The sequence below is a fragment of the Kouleothrix sp. 19917 genome (assembly GCF_057073505.1).
Genome location: NZ_CP097099.1, coordinates 3,896,357 through 3,912,700 on the forward strand (window position 1 = coordinate 3,896,357; position 16,344 = coordinate 3,912,700).

Sequence of the window (16,344 nt, forward strand, 5' to 3'; positions counted from 1 at the left end):
GCGTAGTGCGTAGTGCGTATTTTAGTCAGCCTGACAATGCTTGAGGTTCTGAGCTATGCCACGTCCCCAGCGCATTCTCATTATCGGCAGCACGGGCTCGGGAAAAACCACCGCCGCGCAGACGGTTGCGGCGCGCTGCGGCCTGCCGCGTGGCGAGCTGGACGCGCTGTACTGGGATGCGGAATGGACGCCCGCGCCCGACGATCTGTTTCGCGCCCGCGTAGAGCGGCTGGTTGGCGGCCCGGCCTGGGTGATCGACGGCAACTACAGCAAAGTGCGCGACCTGACGTGGGGCCGCGCCGAGCTGATTGTGTGGCTCGATTTCGCGCTGCCAGTCATTTTCTGGCGGCTGTTCTGGCGCAGCATCCGGCGCGCCCGCACACGCGAAGTGCTGTGGAATGGCAACTACGAGCGCTTTAGCCACCAGTTTTTCAGCCGCGATTCGCTGTTTCTCTGGGCGCTCAAAACCCACGCGCGGCATCGCGCCACCTACACCGCGCTCTTTCGCAGCGCCGAATACGCCCACGCCACCAAATTGCGCCTGCCCACGCCCGCCGCAGCGAATGCCTGGCTGGCGCAATTGCCCGCTGCACTGGAACAGCCACTTGCGGTATAATCGGCCCATACGCCCTGTCGCTCCTATAGCAGGTTGCAGTCGGCAGGATGCAGAAGGCGGTTAGATTTTCCGCGCTCCAATGCGCTTCTTGCCGCGCATGAGTGGTCAATTGTTCTGCAAACCGCTATAGAACCGGGAGGACCGCGCCATGCACCCGATTTTGTTCCACATTGCCGGCATGCCGATCTACGCCCACGGCTTTTTCCTGCTGCTTGGCATGCTCGTCGGCCTGCTGATGCTGCTTCTGGAAGCGCGCCGCCGCCGCTGGCCAAAAGAAGAACTGGTACCAATTGCGCTGGCTGCCTTTGTGGGCGGCATGATCGGCGCACGCCTGTCGATCCTGTTTTTCCTGGGCCGCAGCACCGCGCCGGTGGTGCTGAATATGTACACACTGTTCGACCCGCGCGTTGGCCCCGGCTCGATTATGGGCGGGCTGATTGGCGCATACATCGGCGGCTATATCGCCAGCCGAATCATTGGCAAGGCCGGCTGCGCCTGCGATGCCTTTGCGCCCGCGATTGCGCTCGGCACGGCGGTTGGCCGCCTGGGTGATTTCCTTGCCGCCGAGGATGGCCTGGGCAAGGCCAGCACGCTGCCATGGGCCGTGCCCGCGCCCGGCGTCGATTACCTCGTACACCCCACACCGCTCTACGACGCGGGCTTCAACCTGATCTGGTTTGGCGTGCTGATACTGCTGCGCGACCACCCGGCCATGCAGAATGGGAACCTGCTGAAGCTTGGCCTGGCGGGCTATGCGGTTTTCCGCTTCCTGGTGGAGTTTGTGCGCAACAACCCGGTGGTGGCGCTGGGCCTGACTGGCCCGCAGCTCGCGTGCCTGCTGCTGCTTGGCGCGCTGGCGCTCTACTACGGGCGACACATGCGCGCAGCCCGGCCTGCTGCGGCGTAGGCGGGGTTTGCAGGTTTCAATTTATACGTTGCAGGTTTTCAGGTTTGAATGTTGCAGGTTGACGACCGACGGCCGACGACCAGATAATTCACCGCAAAGCGCGCAAAGAGCGCAGAGGGGTTGCAGGTTGCAGGTTTGAATGTTGCAGGTTGCACTTTCCACTGCCTACTGCCTACTGCTGACTGCATCCTGCATCCTGCATCCTGCATCCTGCCTACTGCATCCTGCCTACTGCATCCTGCCTACTGCCTACTGCCTACTGCCTACTGCCTACTGCTGACTGCGAACGGAAACTGCCATGAACTTCACACGCAAGGAATACACCACCCGCAACGAAAAGATCCTTGACTTCGTGATTGGTTTTGTGGGCTGGTACCTCGTCAACGGCCTGTTCTACGGCTGCACCGTCATGCTGCTCAGCCAGGCCACCAACATCGACTCAAATATGTCTGCGCTGATTTTGCTGGCGCTGCCGCTGCTGATCAACATCGGCGCGCTGGTGGGGCTGGGCATGTGGCGGCGCTGGATCGCCCTGGGCGCGCTGGCTGCGTTTGGCGCGGCGCTGGCGCTGGTGCTGGTGCTGGGCATCCTGATCTATGCCGTGTGCTTCAACATGAACTTCTCATAGCCGAACGGACCGAACGTGACTTCAACACAGCCCCAAAAAGCCGATCGCGACGCGATCTTCTGGGAGTTCACGCGCAGCATCTGCCCCGAGTGCAAGCGCGTGATCGACGCGCAAATTCTGCTGCGCGAGAACAAGGTGTTTATGCGCAAGCGCTGCCCCGAGCACGGCTGGTTCGAGGCGCTGGTGTTTGGCGACGCGCAGCTCTACACCGAAATTGCGCGCTACAACAAGCCCGGCACGCTTCCCCTCGAATTCGCCACCGAGGTGCGCGACGGCTGCCCACACGACTGCGGCCTGTGCCCCGAGCATCAGCAGCACGCCTGCCTGGGCATCATCGAGGTCAATCAGGCGTGCAACCTCGATTGCCCGCTGTGCTTTGCCGGTTCGGGCACGCACCTCGCGCAGAACGGCTGGCAGCTCACCCGCACGCAGGTCGAGTTCATGCTCGACAGCTTTGTGGCAGCGGAAGGCAACCCCGAGGTCATTCAGTTTTCGGGCGGCGAGCCAACCCTGCACCCGCAGATCATCGACTTTGTGGAGCTGGCGCAGGCTAAGGGCATTTCCTATGTGATGATCAACACCAATGGCATCAAAATCGCCCGCGACGACCACCTGCTGGCCGAGCTGGCGCGCACCAAGCCGCAGATTTATTTGCAGTTCGACGGCTTCGAGCCCAGCACGAACCTGGCGCTGCGCGGCCGCGCCGACCTGCTGGAAACCAAGCTGCGCGCGCTCGACCGCCTGGCCGAAGTGGATGTGCGCGTGGTGCTGGTGGCCGCAATCGAGCGCGGCGTGAACGAGCACGAAGTTGGCAAGATCGTCGAGTTTGGGCTGCGCCACCCGGCCGTGTTTGGTATTAACTTCCAGCCGGCCTTTCGCGCCCAGCGCCACCTGCCCGCCGATCCGCTCACGCGCATCACCATCCCCGATGTGCTCCACGCAATCGAGTCGCAAACCGGCGGCCTGCTGCGCACCAAGGATTTTGTGCCGGTGCCGTGCTGCATGCCAACCTGCAACTTCGTGACCTACACCATGCTCGATGGCGATACGGTCACGCCAATCACACGTCTGCTCGCCATCGACCAGTACCTCGACTACCTGAAGAATCGCACGCTGCCCGGCCTGAGCGACGAACTGCTCCACACGCTCGAACGCCTGTGGAGCTCGTCGGCGATGGTTGGCTCGGATCGCGCCGCCGCCGATGTGGCGCGCACGCTGGCTGGCCTACCCGCCACCCCGCCGCGCAGCCGCATGACCGAGCGCTGCACCGCCTGCCACAGCAGCCTGCCGCTCAGCAGCCACACGCCACGCGACCTGGCCCGCCACATTTTTATGATCAACACGCGCGATTTTATGGACCCATGGACCTTCAACGTCAAGAATGTGATGAAATGCTGCGTCGAATTCTTGCAGCCCGACGGCCGCATGATTCCGTTTTGCGCGTACAATTCGGCAGGCTACCGAGAACGATCCGAAGCGGCACGAAACTTGCCAGTTGTGATATAATGCACATTGTGATATACCAACGCGGAGGATGCGACGAAGTTCCAGTGCTGGGATGAGCCGGCAGCGTCGCGCCTTCGCGTTTTTAATGGAAGCAGACAATGGTGTTCCTGACCGTCAGCGACGAGATCGTGCCGGCGATCTACAGCCTGAACATCAAAGACCGTTTTCAGCATATCGAAGCGGTGTTCGGCTGTGGCGACCTGCCACCCTACTATCTCGAATTCATCGTCACGATGCTGGGCAGGCCGTGCTTCTATATCGATGGGAATCACAACGGTGTCGAGCACACCGAAGATGGCGAGGTTCTGAACGCGCCACGCGGCTGCATCAATCTCGAACGGCGCAGTGTCCATCATGCAGGGCTGCTGATTGCCGGGCTGGGCGGGTGCCTGCGCTACAACAACTCCGATGGCGCGCAGTACACCGAGCTGCAAATGATGGCGCATGTCTGGGCGCTGGCGCCACGGCTGCTGCTGAACAAGCTGCGCTATGGGCGCTACCTGGATGTGATGCTGACCCACGCGCCGCCGCTGGGCATTCACAACGGGCCGGATCGGCCGCATCGCGGCTTTGAGTCGCTGCTGCGGCTGATGGACTGGTTCGCGCCACGCTACCTGATCCACGGGCATATTCACCGCTCGTATGGCTTCAGCAGCGTGACGGAAACGCGCTATAAAAACACAATGGTGTTGAACACCGCCGGCTACCGCTTGCTCACCATCGACGAGCAGGCGCACAGCCCGGCCAACCACTCGGACAACTAAGCACCGCTCAACGCCGACGCTTGTGTGCCTTCTGCACACATTGCATATACGATATCAGCGCACGCACGGCAGATCAAGGAGTGACAAACCGGCGACAATGTGGTCCGCGTGCTTACGGCTTCCGCACCAGGAAGCTGTTGGAGCATATATATGAGTAGCCCATGGACCATGAATGCCTCGCGCATGCATTTCAGTGATGCGCGCCGCAAGGCTTTTCTTACCGAACTCATCAACATTCTGCGCCGCCGCCCCAGCGGCATCATCTCCTTTGAAGATGTGCGCACGCGCATCAATGTGCGCGGCCAGCGCTGGATCGGCCACCAGACCATTCCCCTGGCAAATATCATTGGCAGCGAAGGGCGCTACGGCGACTTCGACCGCCAGTTTCTCCCCCGCTCCGACTCCTTGCGCGACCGCTGGACGAGTATCGACCGCGCCATGCTCGACTCGATCACCCTGCCGCCAATCGAGCTGTACAAAATTGGCGAAATCTATTTCGTGCGCGACGGCAACCACCGCGTGTCGGTCGCCCGCCAGATCGGGCAGGTCGACATCGACGCCTATGTCACCGAGCTTGTGGTGGACGTGCCGCTGACCCCCACGCTCGCCACGCACGACCTGATGCTGAAAGAAGAGTACAGCGACTTTCTGGAGTGGACGGATTTGCACGCCCTGCGGCCCGACGAGCGGATCGAGTTCAGCGAGCTGGGCGGCTACCTCGACCTGGTGCGGCATATCAACGCGCACCGCTACTACCTCGGGCAAGAGCTTGGGCGCGACATTCCGCGTGACGAGGCTGTGGCGCACTGGTACGACGAGGTGTACATGCCGATCGTGCGGGTGATTCGCGAGCAGAATGCGCTGCGCCTTTTCCCCAACCGCACCGAGGCCGACCTGTATCGCTGGATCATCGACCACCGCTGGTACACGCGCGAGCGCACCGGCAGCGACCCTGGCCCGGCCGGCGCGACCAGCAGCTATGTCCAGCAGTTCAGCCCGCGCAACCTGCGCAGCACGGTTGGCGGTGCGCTGCGGGGTGCGCTGCTGCGCCTGGGCGTGCAGCTGTAGGGCGAAAGACCAACGACGAAGGACGAATGGCGAAAGGGATTTCTTTCGTCCTTCGTCCTTTGTCGTTGGTCGCTCTCGAACATGGCAGCAGTCATTATTGCCGCACCCTCTAGCCCCTATCCCCCAAACCCTAACCCCCGCGCCAGAGGCGCGCTACGGTGCGGCAACGCACGCCTCGGCGCTGGACTGCATGACGGCGGCGGCGTCTTCCTGGGTTTGCTGGCCAAGCAGCACGGGCGCAAGCTGCGGCTGAATGGCGTTCCACGCACAGCGCAGCGCGCCAATTGGCGGCAGGCCAGGGGCGTCCTGCGCCTGCGCGGCGGCTGCGGCCAGCGCGGGGTTGTTCGCAACAGCAGGGATATTTTGGGCGGCGCGCAGCGCGGGCAGGCGGCCAAGCTCGCCGACAATGCGCGCCTGCGCATCGGCGCCCGCCAGTGCACGCCCGAGCGCCCGAGCAGCATCGAGCTGCGCGCCGCCGAGCGAATTGCTATACATCAGGTAGGTTCCACCCAGGCCCGAAGCCGCCGTTCGCCCGGTTGCCGGCACCTGCGGCATGGGCGCAATCCCCAGATCAAGCGTGTCGGTGTAGTCGCGGTAGCTCGCCAGCGACCAGTCGCCATCAACTGCGAAAGCCGCGCGCCCCTGCCGAAACAGCCGCGCCCCGTCCTCATAGGTCGAAGGCGTAGGCGGGCCGGCGGCGCGCAGCTCCTTCAGCAGATTCAGCGCCGCAATCGCCTGCGGGGTGTTGAGCGTGGGCTGGCCGTTCGCGTCGAGCGGCGCGCCACCAAAACCGTTCAGCCAGGCAGTAAACCAGCGCGGCTCGACCCAGGCCGCCACCAGGCCGTAGGTGTCGCCGCCCGCCAGCGCGCGCGAGCGGGCGATGAGCTCGTCGGTGGTGCGAGGCGCGCTGTTCGCCAGCTTGCGGTTGAACAGGAGCAGCAGGTAGCCCTGCGCCGCCACTGGCGTTCCCCAGCGCTCGCCGCCCAGCGTGGCCCCTTCAACCACAGCCGGCAGAAATGCGTCGTCGGGCAAGCCGTCGCTGGCGGGCTGAAGCATCTCGGCGCGCTGAAGCAGGCCAAGCTCATCCTGGCTGGCCCAGACCAGCGCGGGCGGCGACAGGCCAGCCAGCGCGTCGGCGCGAATGTCGGCCACCAGCGCGTCGGCGCTTTTCCCAATCACCAGCACCGGCGCGCCCAGCGGCGCGCTCAGATCGGCCACCAGCCGCTGCAAGGCCGCCAGCTCAGGGCCTTCGGCCACGGCCCACAGCACCAGGCCGCTGGGCGGCACGGTTGGCTGCGCAACTGCCGTCACCGGCGGCACCGCTGTTGGGCGCGGCGCTGCTGTGGGCGCACTGGTTGGCGCGGCGGGCGCGGGGATTGCGGTTGGCTCAGCCGGGGCGGGCGAGCAGGCCATCAGCGCCAGGAGCAGAAGCATCCAGCCGAAGAATCGAAATCGTACTATCACAACATTCAAACTCACACAGGCGGCGCGTGCGCAGCATTGCCAGAAAATCAACCACCACCAGCCCTTCCGGCCGGGCATGGTAGCACAGAATGCGCGCGCCGTTTTCGTGCTATAGTAGCCCGCAGCGCCGCACGAGCACAGGAGCGACCGTGAGAGCTGCCCCACCCGCATACGACCTGTCCCGCATCGAATCGATCTACCCATTTGCGCAGCACCAGCTCGACGTTCCCGGCGGCACGATCAACTACGTGGACGAAGGGCGCGGGCCGGCGGTGGTGATGCTGCACGGTAATCCGACATGGTCGTTTTTCTACCGCCGCCTGATCCTGGCGCTGCGCGACACCCATCGCGTGATTGTGCCCGACCACATGGGCTGCGGGCTGTCGGATAAGCCTCAGAACTACCCGTACCGGCTCGAAAACCATATCGAAAACCTGGGCCGGCTGCTGGCACATCTTGGCATCGAGCAGTACGACATGGTGGTGCACGACTGGGGCGGCGCGATTGGCTTTGGCAATGCGGTGCGGCGCCCGGCTGGCGTGCGGCGGCTCGTGCTGTTCAACACCGCCGCGTTTCTTTCGCCGCGCATTCCCTGGCGCATTGGCGTGTGCAAAATCCCGCTCGTTGGCGACGTGGCGATTCGCGGACTGAATGGCTTTGCCGGCGGCGCGACCCTGATGGCGGTGGAGCGCCCGCTCGACCCGCAGGTGCGCGACGGCTACCTGCTGCCCTACGGTTCCTGGCACGACCGCGTGGCAAACCTGCGCTTTGTGCAGGACATCCCGCTGCGCCCGTCGCACCCAACCTGGGCCACGGTTGATGGGATTGACCAGCGGCTGGGCGCGTTTCGCAACACGCCCGCGCTGATCTTGTGGGGCGGGCGCGACTGGTGCTTCACCGACCATTTTCTGGCTGGCTGGATGCAGCGCCTGCCCAATGCGCGCGTGCTGCGCTACGACAACGCCGGCCATTACGTGCTGGAAGACGCGCACGAGGCGATTGTGCCCGAGGTAATGAACTTTTTAGCGCGGTGATGAAAGTTTTGAGTGTTGAATGTTGAGTGATGAGTTAGCAGGTTGAAGGTTGCAGGTTGGCAGCAGTAACTTGCAACATACAACCTGTAAACTTTCAACCAATTTCTCCGTGTCTCTGTGTCTCTGTGGTGAATACTCTCGTTCGCCTTTCGTCACGCCTATGCCCACAACAAGCGCCACAAATACGAATATTGCGCGCTACCTGCCGCTGATGGCACAGGAACGCCCCGCGCAGGTTGCTGTGCTGCGCCGCGCCGGCCGCGACACCCATGGCCGCGCCCACTACGAGCAAATGACCTTTGCCGAGCTGGATCGCGCCAGCGACGTCTACGCCTACGGGCTGGCGCGCTACGGCATTGGCGCGGGCACGCGCGTGCTGCTGATGGTGCCGCCCGGCCTGCCGCTGATCGCGCTGGCCTTTGCCTTGTTCAAAGCTGGCTGCGTGCCCATCCTGATCGACCCGGCGATGGGCCGCACCAACCTCGCGGCCTGCATCGCGGAAAGCCAGCCCGAGGCGCTGATCGGCGTGCCGGCCGCGCATGTGGCGCGCATGGTGTTTCGCCGCGCCACCCGCACAATCACGCGCGCGGTGACGGTTGGGCGGCGCTGGGGCTGGGGCGGGCCGACCCTCGACGAGCTGCGCGACGAGCGCGCCGAGCCATTCCCGATTGTGCAGCCGCACCCTGGCGACATGGCCGCGATCCTGTTCACCAGCGGCAGCACTGGCGTGCCGAAAGGCGTCATCTACGAGCACGCAATGTTTGAGGCGCAGGTGCGTGTGCTGCGCGAGCTGTACGGCATCGCGCCCGGCGAAGTCGAGATGCCGGCCTTTCCGCTGTTCGCCCTGTTCAATGTCGCGCTGGGCATCACATCCGCCATTCCCGAAATCAATCCCACGCGCCCGGCCTCGTGCAACCCGGCCGATGTGATTGAGCTGATCCGCGACCAGCAGGTTACCTCGTCGTTTGGCTCGCCGGCGATCTGGAACCGTGTGACGCGCTACTGCATCGACCAGCGCATCGAGCTGCCCTCGCTGCGGCGCGTGCTGATGGCCGGCGCGCCCGTGCCGCTTGCGCTCCATGAGCGTTTCGCGCACATTCTTGCGCCCAGCGCCGACACGCATACGCCCTATGGCGCGACCGAGGCGCTGCCGGTGGCATCGGCCAGCGGGCGCGAGGTGCTGGCCGCCATGCGCGAGCGCGCCGACCCGATCGCCGGGACCTGCGTGGGCAGACCGGTGCCTGCCGTCACGCTGCGCATCATCCCCATCAGCGACGAGCCGATTGCGCACTGGGACGACACACTCCCGCTGCCGGCTGGCGCAGTGGGCGAGATCGCCGTGCGCGGGCCAATGGTGACACGCGCCTACATGAACCGCCCGCAGTCGAACCAGCTCGCCAAAATTGCCGATGGCGACGCGGTGTGGCACCGCATGGGCGACCTGGGCTACCTCGATGAGCAGGGCCGGCTGTGGTTCTATGGGCGGAAAAGCCAGCGCGTGCAGCTTGCCGCGCAGTGCCTGTACACCGAGCCGTGCGAGCTGGTGTTCAGCCAGCATCCTGCCGTCTATCGCGCCGCGCTGGTGGGCATTCGGCGCGGTGGGCACGCTTCCGCTGCCATCATCATCGAGCCGCAGCCCGGCCACCTGCCGCGCAGCGCCGCCGACCGCGCCCGCTTCACCCGCGAGCTGCTGGCGCTCGGCGCGGCCCACGCGATGACACGCCCGATCCAGACGGTGCTGTTTCACCCGTCCTTCCCGGTCGATATTCGCCACAACGCCAAGATCTTCCGCGAGCGGCTGGCGGTGTGGGCGCAAAAACAGCTTGCGTAGGCGACCACCAGAAGAATAAACCGCAAAGAGCGCAAAGAGCGCAGAGATGTTGCAAAGTTACAGGTTTGAATGTTGCAGGTTGCACGTAGCGGCGAAGCTCGCCTGCCCTGAGCGAAGTCGAAGGATCTTCGCCCACGCGACGAGCAAAGAGTATTTCACCACAGGGAAAGAGGCACTGAGTTTTGCCATAATAGCGTCCTGAGTGCGGCGCAGCCGCGTATCGAAGGGCGCGTGAGCGACGCACCGAAAAGGCAATTCACCACGGAGGCACAGAGGCACGGAGTTTTGGAGGTCGCACCTAATAGCGTCCTGAGTGCGGCGCAGCCGCGTATCGAAGGGCGCGTGAGAGAAGAATAGTGGCCACAGAGCGCACGGAGAGCACTGAGTTTGAACTTTCCTCTGTGATCTCGGTGTTCTCTGTGGCTTCACATTCGTCCTTCGTCCTTCGTCCATAGGCACATATGAACGCACTCGTAACTGGCGGAAATGGCTTCCTGGGGCGCTACGTCGTTGAGCAGCTGCTGGCGCGCGGCGACAGCGTGCGCGTGCTCGGGCGCAACGACTACCCCGAGCTGCGCGCGCTTGGCGTGGCGTGCTTCCGCGCCGACCTTGCCGCCGAAGATGATGTGGGAGCCGCGCTGCGCGGCTGCGATGCGGTATTTCATGTGGCGGCGAAGGCGGGCGTGTGGGGAACGTGGGACGACTTCTACCGCAACAATGTCACGGCGACGCAGCACATTCTGCGGGCGGCGGTGCGCGCGGGCGTGCCGAAGTTCGTTTACACGTCCTCGCCCTCGGTGGCGATTGGCACAGACGATATTGCTGGCGGCGACGAGAGCTTGCCCTTCCCGGCGCGCTACTCCGCGCCCTACCCGCACACCAAAGCCCTGGCCGAGCGCTGGGTGCTGCGCCAGCGCGACATTCTCACGGTGGCGCTGCGCCCGCACCTGATCTGGGGGCCGCGCGACCCGCACATCGTTCCGCAGATTTTGGCGCGCGCGCGTGCCGGGCGGCTGCGGCGCGTTGGCGATGGCACAAATCTTGTGGATGTGACCTATGTGGAGAACGGCGCCGAAGCCCACCTGCAGGCCGCCGACAGTCTGCACGAACACGCGCCCACGCGCGGCCGGGCTTACTTCATTGGTCAGGCCGAGCCGGTGAATATGTGGAATTTTATCGACGAACTGGTGACTCTGGCCGGCCTGCCGCCTGTGCGCGGCAGCATCAGCCCGCGCGTGGCCTTGCCGCTCGCCTCGCTGACCGAATGGCTTTTCCGTGCGGCGCGCATAGATCGCGAGCCGCCGCTCACCCGTATGATGGTTGAACAAATGAGCATGTCGCACTGGTTCAGCCACGCCGCCGCCGCCCGCGATTTTGGCTATACTGCGCGCATCAGCACCGCCGAGGGGCTGCGCCGCACGGTCGCATGGTTTCAGGCCAACCCATAGGCACGCATCTGCGCCGCCTGCAACGCTTCACGCACAAAGGAGAAAACCCCAATGCTCTTCCAAAACGTCGCCATTGAAGCCATCGCCTACGAACTTGCCCCGCACCGCGTCACCTCCGACGACCTCGAAGGCCAGATGGCGGCGACCATGCAGCGGATCGGCATTCCCGCCGGCCGGCTCGAAGCGCTGTCGGGCATTCGCGAGCGCCGCTTCTGGGACCACGGCACCATGCCCAGCGATGTCGCCACGCTGGCCGCGCGCAAGCTGCTCGACAAAACCGGCATCGACCCCAAGCGGATCGGCGCCCTAATCAACACGTCCGTCTGCAAAGATTATATCGAGCCGTCGGTGGCCTGCCTGGTGCACGGCAACCTCGGCCTGCCGCCAAGCTGCATCAACTACGACATCAGCAACGCCTGCCTGGGCTTTCTGAACGGCATGACCAGCGTGGGCATGCAGATCGAAGCCGGCCTGATCGACTATGCACTGGTGGTGGATGGCGAAGGCTCGCAGGAAGCGGTGATGGCGACCGTGCGGCGGCTGCAAAGCGAAACGACCACGCCGCAGGAATTTCGCGATAATTTCGCCACGCTGACGCTCGGCTCGGGCGCGGTGGCGATGCTGCTGTGCCGCAAAGAGCTGTCGACCAGCGGGCACAGCCTGAATGGCGCGGTGACGATGGCCGCGACCCAGCACAACCGCCTGTGCGTCGGCCAGCCCGATTACATGAAGACCGACGCCAGCGCGCTGCTGATTGCGGGCGTGCAGCTGGCCGGCGAAACATGGCGCGCCGCCGCCGACGAGCTGCCGCACTGGAGCGATGCCGAGATCGCCATGTATATCCCGCATCAGGTTGGCGCGCGGCACATGGCCGCCGTGGCCGAAGCGCTGGAGATCAAGCCGAACAAGCTGCACCTGAACTTCCCGACGCTGGGCAACATCGGGCCGGCCGCGCTGCCGATCACGCTGGCAATGGCCGACGAGGCCGGGCGCATCAGCAAGGGCGACAACGTCGCGCTGCTCGGGATCGGCAGCGGGCTCAACTGCTCGATGATGAGCGTAACCTGGTAGCCATTCGGGCTGGACTAGACGCAGACGAGCGCAGAACACGTGGACAGATAATTCTGAGAAGCGTCGATCTGCGTTCGCCTGCGTCCCATCTTCAGCGTCCTGAGGACATTCGCAATCTACAAAGCCCTAAAATTTATCCACAGATGACGCAGATTTCGCAGATTATCGACCTCATTTCTGTGTAATCTGCGCAATCTGTGGATTGATCTCGTTCCCATTCCAACTTGGCATGGTCCTGACAAAGTCTTGACCCGCGCCCGCCGCTGCGCTAGAATCAGGCCATCGCAGCGATGGAGGACGCCATGACAATTGCGCTCGACAAATTGCTGGAATCGCCGCAGCTCGTGCTCTACTACGAGCAGATCCGCGATCTGCTGGCCGAAGAGCAGAAGCGCCGCGCCGAGTTCTACGCGCAGTTTGATGAAGAGCAGAAAGTCGAGTTCATCAACGGCGCGACGATCTTTCAGTCGCCGGTGAAGCTGCGCCACAGCGAGGCTGCGCAAGACCTGCTAGTGTTGCTTAGCGTGTTCAGCGCCAAGCATCAACTCGGGCTGGTGGGCTTTGAGAAGCTGCTCGTCTCGCTGACGCGCAATGACTACGAGCCCGATATCTGCTTCTTCCGGCAGGAAATCGCGGCGGCGTTCAGCCCCGACCAGATGCACTTTCCCGCGCCCGATTTTGTGGCCGAGGTGCTTTCGCCCAGCACCGAAGCGACCGATCGCGGCGTGAAGTTCACCGACTACGCGGCGCACGGCGTGAACGAGTACTGGATCATCGACCCCGACGCGCAGGTGGTGGAGCAGTATGTGCTGGCGGATGGCGTCTACACGCTGCAAACCAAGGCGCGCTCGGGCGAGATCACTAGCAGCGCCGTGGCAGGCTTCAGCATCCCCATCCGCGCCCTGTTCGACCCGGTCGAGCACCAGCGGGCGCTGCAAAATCTGGTGTAGCGGCTCCCTTTATAGCCACAAAGACACGAAGACACGAAGAGCGGCAGAAAGCCATAAACTCTTCGTGTCTTCGTGCCTTCGTGGTTATTCGGTTCGTTAGCCGTAGCTGGACGCCTGCACTAGACCTGCCGGTCGCGGCGCTTGAGCTGCCAGGCCGTGATGCCCAGGCACACCACCATGTACAGCAGCAGAATCGCCCAGCGCGAAAGCAAATGCCCAGCCGTGAACGCATATTCGTCTTTGGCGACGCGCAGCATGCCCGGCTGGAAGGGCAGATCGTTCAGGTTCACCGTGGTGCCGTAGGCATCCATCGCCCAGCGGCTGATTGTGAACCACGAAAGCAGACGCTGCACGCTGAAGCCATCGCCCAGCGTGAAGATCACGCCCGCGAACAGGATCTGCGGGATCAGCGCGAGCGGCACGATCGAGATTGCGCGGTCGGGTGTGGATGCCGAGGACGAGATTGCCAGGCCCATCGCCAGGCCCGCCAGCGAGGTAAGCAGCGTGGTGGCATACAGTTCCAGCCAGCCCGGCAGGAGCACGCCCATCGCCGGAAGCTGCACGCGCAGGCTTACCAGCCCCAGCAGCAGCGCGCTTTGAATGACCACCAGCAGCAGCAGAATGGCGATCTTCGAGAGCACATACGGGCCAATGCGCAGGTTCGCCAGCCGCTCGCGCCGGAAAATTGGCGACTCTTTGGTGATCTCGCGCGCGGCGTTGATGATGCCAAACCACACCGCCACCGTCGCCAGCATAAACAGCACCTTCTTGGCTTCGCTGGCAAAGGTCTTTTCGCCCACCAGCGCGTCGGCTTTGGCCACCAGCATCAGCAGCACGCCAATGATCGGCGCTTGCAGCAGCAGAATGCCGAGGTTGCGCCGATCCTGGATGATCAGGTCGAGGTAGCGGCGCGCAAGAATGCCGAACTGCCGCAGCGGCGACACGCGCGGCGTGCTGCCGCCCCCGCCGCCCTGCCCGCCCGCCACTGGCCCGGCGGGGGCCTGCGCCAGCCGCCCGGCAACATAGCGCGCATACTGCGGCGAGGCGCGAAACTTCATTTCCCACAGCTCGGCGAGAGTTGGAGCAGAAGCGGCTGCGCCACGTGGGTTTTTGGTTCTTGGTTCTTGGTTCTTGGCGCTCCACGCATCATTTTCAGCCTGAAGGTCGCGCTGCACCACCGCCCAGCGGTCGGCATCCTGCGGCGTGGCCACGCCTTCGAGCTTGGTGTAGATGTCGGCAAAGTCGCCGCTGCCCACGCCAAAGAACTGGAGCGCCTCGGCGGGCGGGCCAAAATAGACCATGCGCCCGTCGGACATAAAGGCCACGTGATCGCACTGGCTGATGTTTGCGGTGGCGTGCGTCACCAGCACCACCGTGCGCCCGCTATCGGCCAGGCGGCGCAGCGTGTACATCATTTTTTTCTCAAGCCCGGGGTCCAGGCCCGAGGTTGGCTCGTCGAGAAAAAAGAGCGAGGGGTCGGCCAGCAGCTCGGCGCTAATGCTCACGCGCTTGCGCTGGCCGCCAGAAAGGTTTTCCACCAGCTTGTCGCGGTGCGGCGTCATGTCCACGTCGTCGAGCACGCGTGTGATGCGCTGCGTGATCTCGGCTGGCGCGGTGTCGGCGGGCAGGCGCAGCTCGGCGGCGTAGCCCAGCGCGCGCTCGACCGGCAGCGTGCGGTGGATGATGTCGTCCTGCGGCACGTAGCCCAGCAGGGTGCGGTAGGCGTCGAAGTTGCGGTAGTAGTCGTCGCCGTTCACCAGCACGTGGCCGCTGCTGGCCTGGGCGTAGCCCGAAAGCGCGTTCATCAGCGTGCTTTTGCCGGTGCCGCTGCCGCCCACCAGCGCCACGAATTCGCGCGGCGCAATCGAGAGCGACACATCTTTCAGAATTGTGCGTGTTTTCCCATCGCGCCGCACTTCGCGGGTGAGGTTGCGCGCATCGATCCGCAGCGCGCCGCGCTGATCGTACTGGTCGAGGCTGTCGCCGTCGTACACCAGCTTGAACGCGCCGATCTGAATGACGTCGCCGGGCGCGAGGGTGTGCTGGCTGATGCGCTGGCCATTCACAAAGGTGCCGTTGGTCGAGCCAATGTCGCGCAGCACATGCTTGCCGCCCACGCGGTCGATCACGGCGTGGTTGCGCGAGACCTGCGGGTTTTCCAGCACGATCTCGCTGCCTTCGCGGCCAATCGTGATCTGCGGGTCGTTCGGGTCGAGCGGGTAGCTCTTTGCGACGGTGGCGGCCTGCGCGGCGCGGGCGGCGGCGGGGTTGTGGTAGGCCAGCGACACAAAGTTGCCGGTGGCCGGGTCGCCAATGCGCAGCACCGCGCCATCGGCCAGGGGCTGCGGCGTGTTGGGCGGCAGGCGGCGGCCTTCGAACAGAATGCCGTTGGTCGAGCCAACATCGACGATCTGGTGGGCCGTGCCGGCCGGCTCGATGCGGGCGTGGCGCGCGGACACAAAGCGCGAGTTGAGCGCGACGTCGTTGCTGGCGGCGCGGCCAATCGCGAGCGGCTGCGCGCCCAGCGCCACGTCGCGGGTCTGCCCTTCATCCTGAATGACGAGATGCGCGCCGGTGGCGAGTGGCTGCGAGCCGCCGGGCGGGGCAGGCGCTGTGGCGGGCGTGGCTGGCACGGCTGGCGCGTCGATAATGGTGGGCGGTGGCGCGGCAATTTGCGCCTGGCCGCATGTGGTGCAAAAGCGCGCGCCCAGGCGGTTGAGCGGCGCGCCACAATGAATACAAACAGTTGCAGACACCGAGAGCGCTCCTGGTTCTACACAGCAAAAAATTGCGCAAACGATACGTATGCTAGTATAGCAGCAATGCCTGCGCTCGGCCCACCCAATCTGAGCCTCAGTGCAACGAAAAATCATTGAGTTGCAGGCGCGCATCGGCTATACTAAACCTATACGTGATTGCTAATTCTTTACTATTTCAACCACGCAATCGCGCAAACACCCTCGAAACTTCCTAAGACTCGTCGCAAGTACACCTAACACTATTCATTGGCGCACCCATATGCGCTACGCTTTCATTTACCCCTGTGCCAGCCAGGGA

At 64.1% G+C, this 16,344-nt stretch carries 13 protein-coding genes; 11 read left to right on the forward strand and 2 right to left on the reverse strand.

What is annotated here, in order from left to right; genetic code table 11:
- The first annotated feature begins 55 nt into the window (after positions 1 to 55).
- From M1P90_RS15910 to M1P90_RS15935, 6 genes are all read left to right on the forward strand, one after another.
- Positions 56 to 616 carry a P-loop NTPase family protein gene (locus tag M1P90_RS15910; protein ID WP_483703901.1) on the forward strand — a complete coding sequence of 187 codons (561 nt, stop codon included), beginning with the start codon at positions 56 to 58 and terminating at the stop codon, positions 614 to 616.
- Between the two features lie 148 nt (positions 617 to 764).
- Positions 765 to 1,523, forward strand: coding sequence for a prolipoprotein diacylglyceryl transferase (locus M1P90_RS15915; RefSeq protein WP_483703903.1), 759 nt, complete (start codon positions 765 to 767; stop codon positions 1,521 to 1,523).
- A 298-nt stretch (positions 1,524 to 1,821) separates the two neighbouring features.
- Positions 1,822 to 2,151 (forward strand): hypothetical protein, encoded by a 330-nt coding sequence (locus tag M1P90_RS15920; RefSeq protein ID WP_483703905.1) that lies wholly within the window; start codon positions 1,822 to 1,824, stop codon positions 2,149 to 2,151.
- 15 nt (positions 2,152 to 2,166) lie between these two features.
- Positions 2,167 to 3,657, forward strand: coding sequence for a radical SAM protein (locus M1P90_RS15925; RefSeq protein WP_483703907.1), 1,491 nt, complete (start codon positions 2,167 to 2,169; stop codon positions 3,655 to 3,657).
- A gap of 98 nt (positions 3,658 to 3,755) precedes the next feature.
- Positions 3,756 to 4,421 carry a metallophosphoesterase gene (locus M1P90_RS15930; RefSeq protein WP_483703909.1) on the forward strand — a complete coding sequence of 222 codons (666 nt, stop codon included), beginning with the start codon at positions 3,756 to 3,758 and terminating at the stop codon, positions 4,419 to 4,421.
- Between the two features lie 150 nt (positions 4,422 to 4,571).
- Positions 4,572 to 5,489: a DUF4032 domain-containing protein gene (locus M1P90_RS15935; protein WP_483703911.1), complete on the forward strand. Its 918-nt coding sequence runs from the start codon at positions 4,572 to 4,574 to the stop codon at positions 5,487 to 5,489.
- 153 nt (positions 5,490 to 5,642) lie between these two features.
- Here M1P90_RS15935 and M1P90_RS15940 read toward each other — a convergent pair whose 3' ends face one another.
- Positions 5,643 to 6,953 carry an extracellular solute-binding protein gene (locus M1P90_RS15940; protein WP_483703913.1) on the reverse strand — a complete coding sequence of 437 codons (1,311 nt, stop codon included), beginning with the start codon at positions 6,951 to 6,953 and terminating at the stop codon, positions 5,643 to 5,645.
- Between the two features lie 149 nt (positions 6,954 to 7,102).
- Here M1P90_RS15940 and M1P90_RS15945 point away from each other — a divergent pair, with 149 nt between their 5' ends.
- The 5 genes from M1P90_RS15945 (at position 7,103) to M1P90_RS15965 (ending at position 13,287) form a co-directional block, all read left to right on the forward strand.
- Positions 7,103 to 7,987 (forward strand): alpha/beta fold hydrolase, encoded by an 885-nt coding sequence (locus M1P90_RS15945; protein ID WP_483703915.1) that lies wholly within the window; start codon positions 7,103 to 7,105, stop codon positions 7,985 to 7,987.
- A 160-nt stretch (positions 7,988 to 8,147) separates the two neighbouring features.
- Positions 8,148 to 9,818 carry a fatty acid CoA ligase family protein gene (locus tag M1P90_RS15950; RefSeq protein ID WP_483703917.1) on the forward strand — a complete coding sequence of 557 codons (1,671 nt, stop codon included), beginning with the start codon at positions 8,148 to 8,150 and terminating at the stop codon, positions 9,816 to 9,818.
- A gap of 461 nt (positions 9,819 to 10,279) precedes the next feature.
- The gene (locus M1P90_RS15955; RefSeq protein ID WP_483703919.1) at positions 10,280 to 11,266 is read left to right on the forward strand and encodes an NAD-dependent epimerase/dehydratase family protein; all 987 of its coding nucleotides are present in this window, start codon (positions 10,280 to 10,282) and stop codon (positions 11,264 to 11,266) included.
- Between the two features lie 51 nt (positions 11,267 to 11,317).
- A complete protein-coding gene (locus tag M1P90_RS15960; protein ID WP_483703921.1) occupies positions 11,318 to 12,337 on the forward strand; it encodes a 3-oxoacyl-ACP synthase III in 1,020 nt (339 codons plus the stop codon).
- A 302-nt stretch (positions 12,338 to 12,639) separates the two neighbouring features.
- On the forward strand, positions 12,640 to 13,287 hold the full coding sequence (locus M1P90_RS15965; protein WP_483703923.1) for a Uma2 family endonuclease: 648 nt from the start codon (positions 12,640 to 12,642) through the stop codon (positions 13,285 to 13,287).
- A 119-nt stretch (positions 13,288 to 13,406) separates the two neighbouring features.
- Here M1P90_RS15965 and M1P90_RS15970 read toward each other — a convergent pair whose 3' ends face one another.
- Positions 13,407 to 16,043 carry an FHA domain-containing protein gene (locus M1P90_RS15970; RefSeq protein WP_483703925.1) on the reverse strand — a complete coding sequence of 879 codons (2,637 nt, stop codon included), beginning with the start codon at positions 16,041 to 16,043 and terminating at the stop codon, positions 13,407 to 13,409.
- Positions 16,044 to 16,344: the final 301 nt, after the last annotated feature.

Coding starts and splice junctions, on each gene's coding strand:
- M1P90_RS15915 (WP_483703903.1), top strand. CDS start 765: ATGCACCCGATTTTGTTCCACATTGCCGGCATGCCGATCTACGCCCAC.
- M1P90_RS15960 (WP_483703921.1), top strand. CDS start 11,318: ATGCTCTTCCAAAACGTCGCCATTGAAGCCATCGCCTACGAACTTGCC.
- M1P90_RS15930 (WP_483703909.1), top strand. CDS start 3,756: ATGGTGTTCCTGACCGTCAGCGACGAGATCGTGCCGGCGATCTACAGC.
- M1P90_RS15965 (WP_483703923.1), top strand. CDS start 12,640: ATGACAATTGCGCTCGACAAATTGCTGGAATCGCCGCAGCTCGTGCTC.
- M1P90_RS15955 (WP_483703919.1), top strand. CDS start 10,280: ATGAACGCACTCGTAACTGGCGGAAATGGCTTCCTGGGGCGCTACGTC.
- M1P90_RS15935 (WP_483703911.1), top strand. CDS start 4,572: ATGAGTAGCCCATGGACCATGAATGCCTCGCGCATGCATTTCAGTGAT.
- M1P90_RS15950 (WP_483703917.1), top strand. CDS start 8,148: ATGCCCACAACAAGCGCCACAAATACGAATATTGCGCGCTACCTGCCG.
- M1P90_RS15910 (WP_483703901.1), top strand. CDS start 56: ATGCCACGTCCCCAGCGCATTCTCATTATCGGCAGCACGGGCTCGGGA.
- M1P90_RS15920 (WP_483703905.1), top strand. CDS start 1,822: ATGAACTTCACACGCAAGGAATACACCACCCGCAACGAAAAGATCCTT.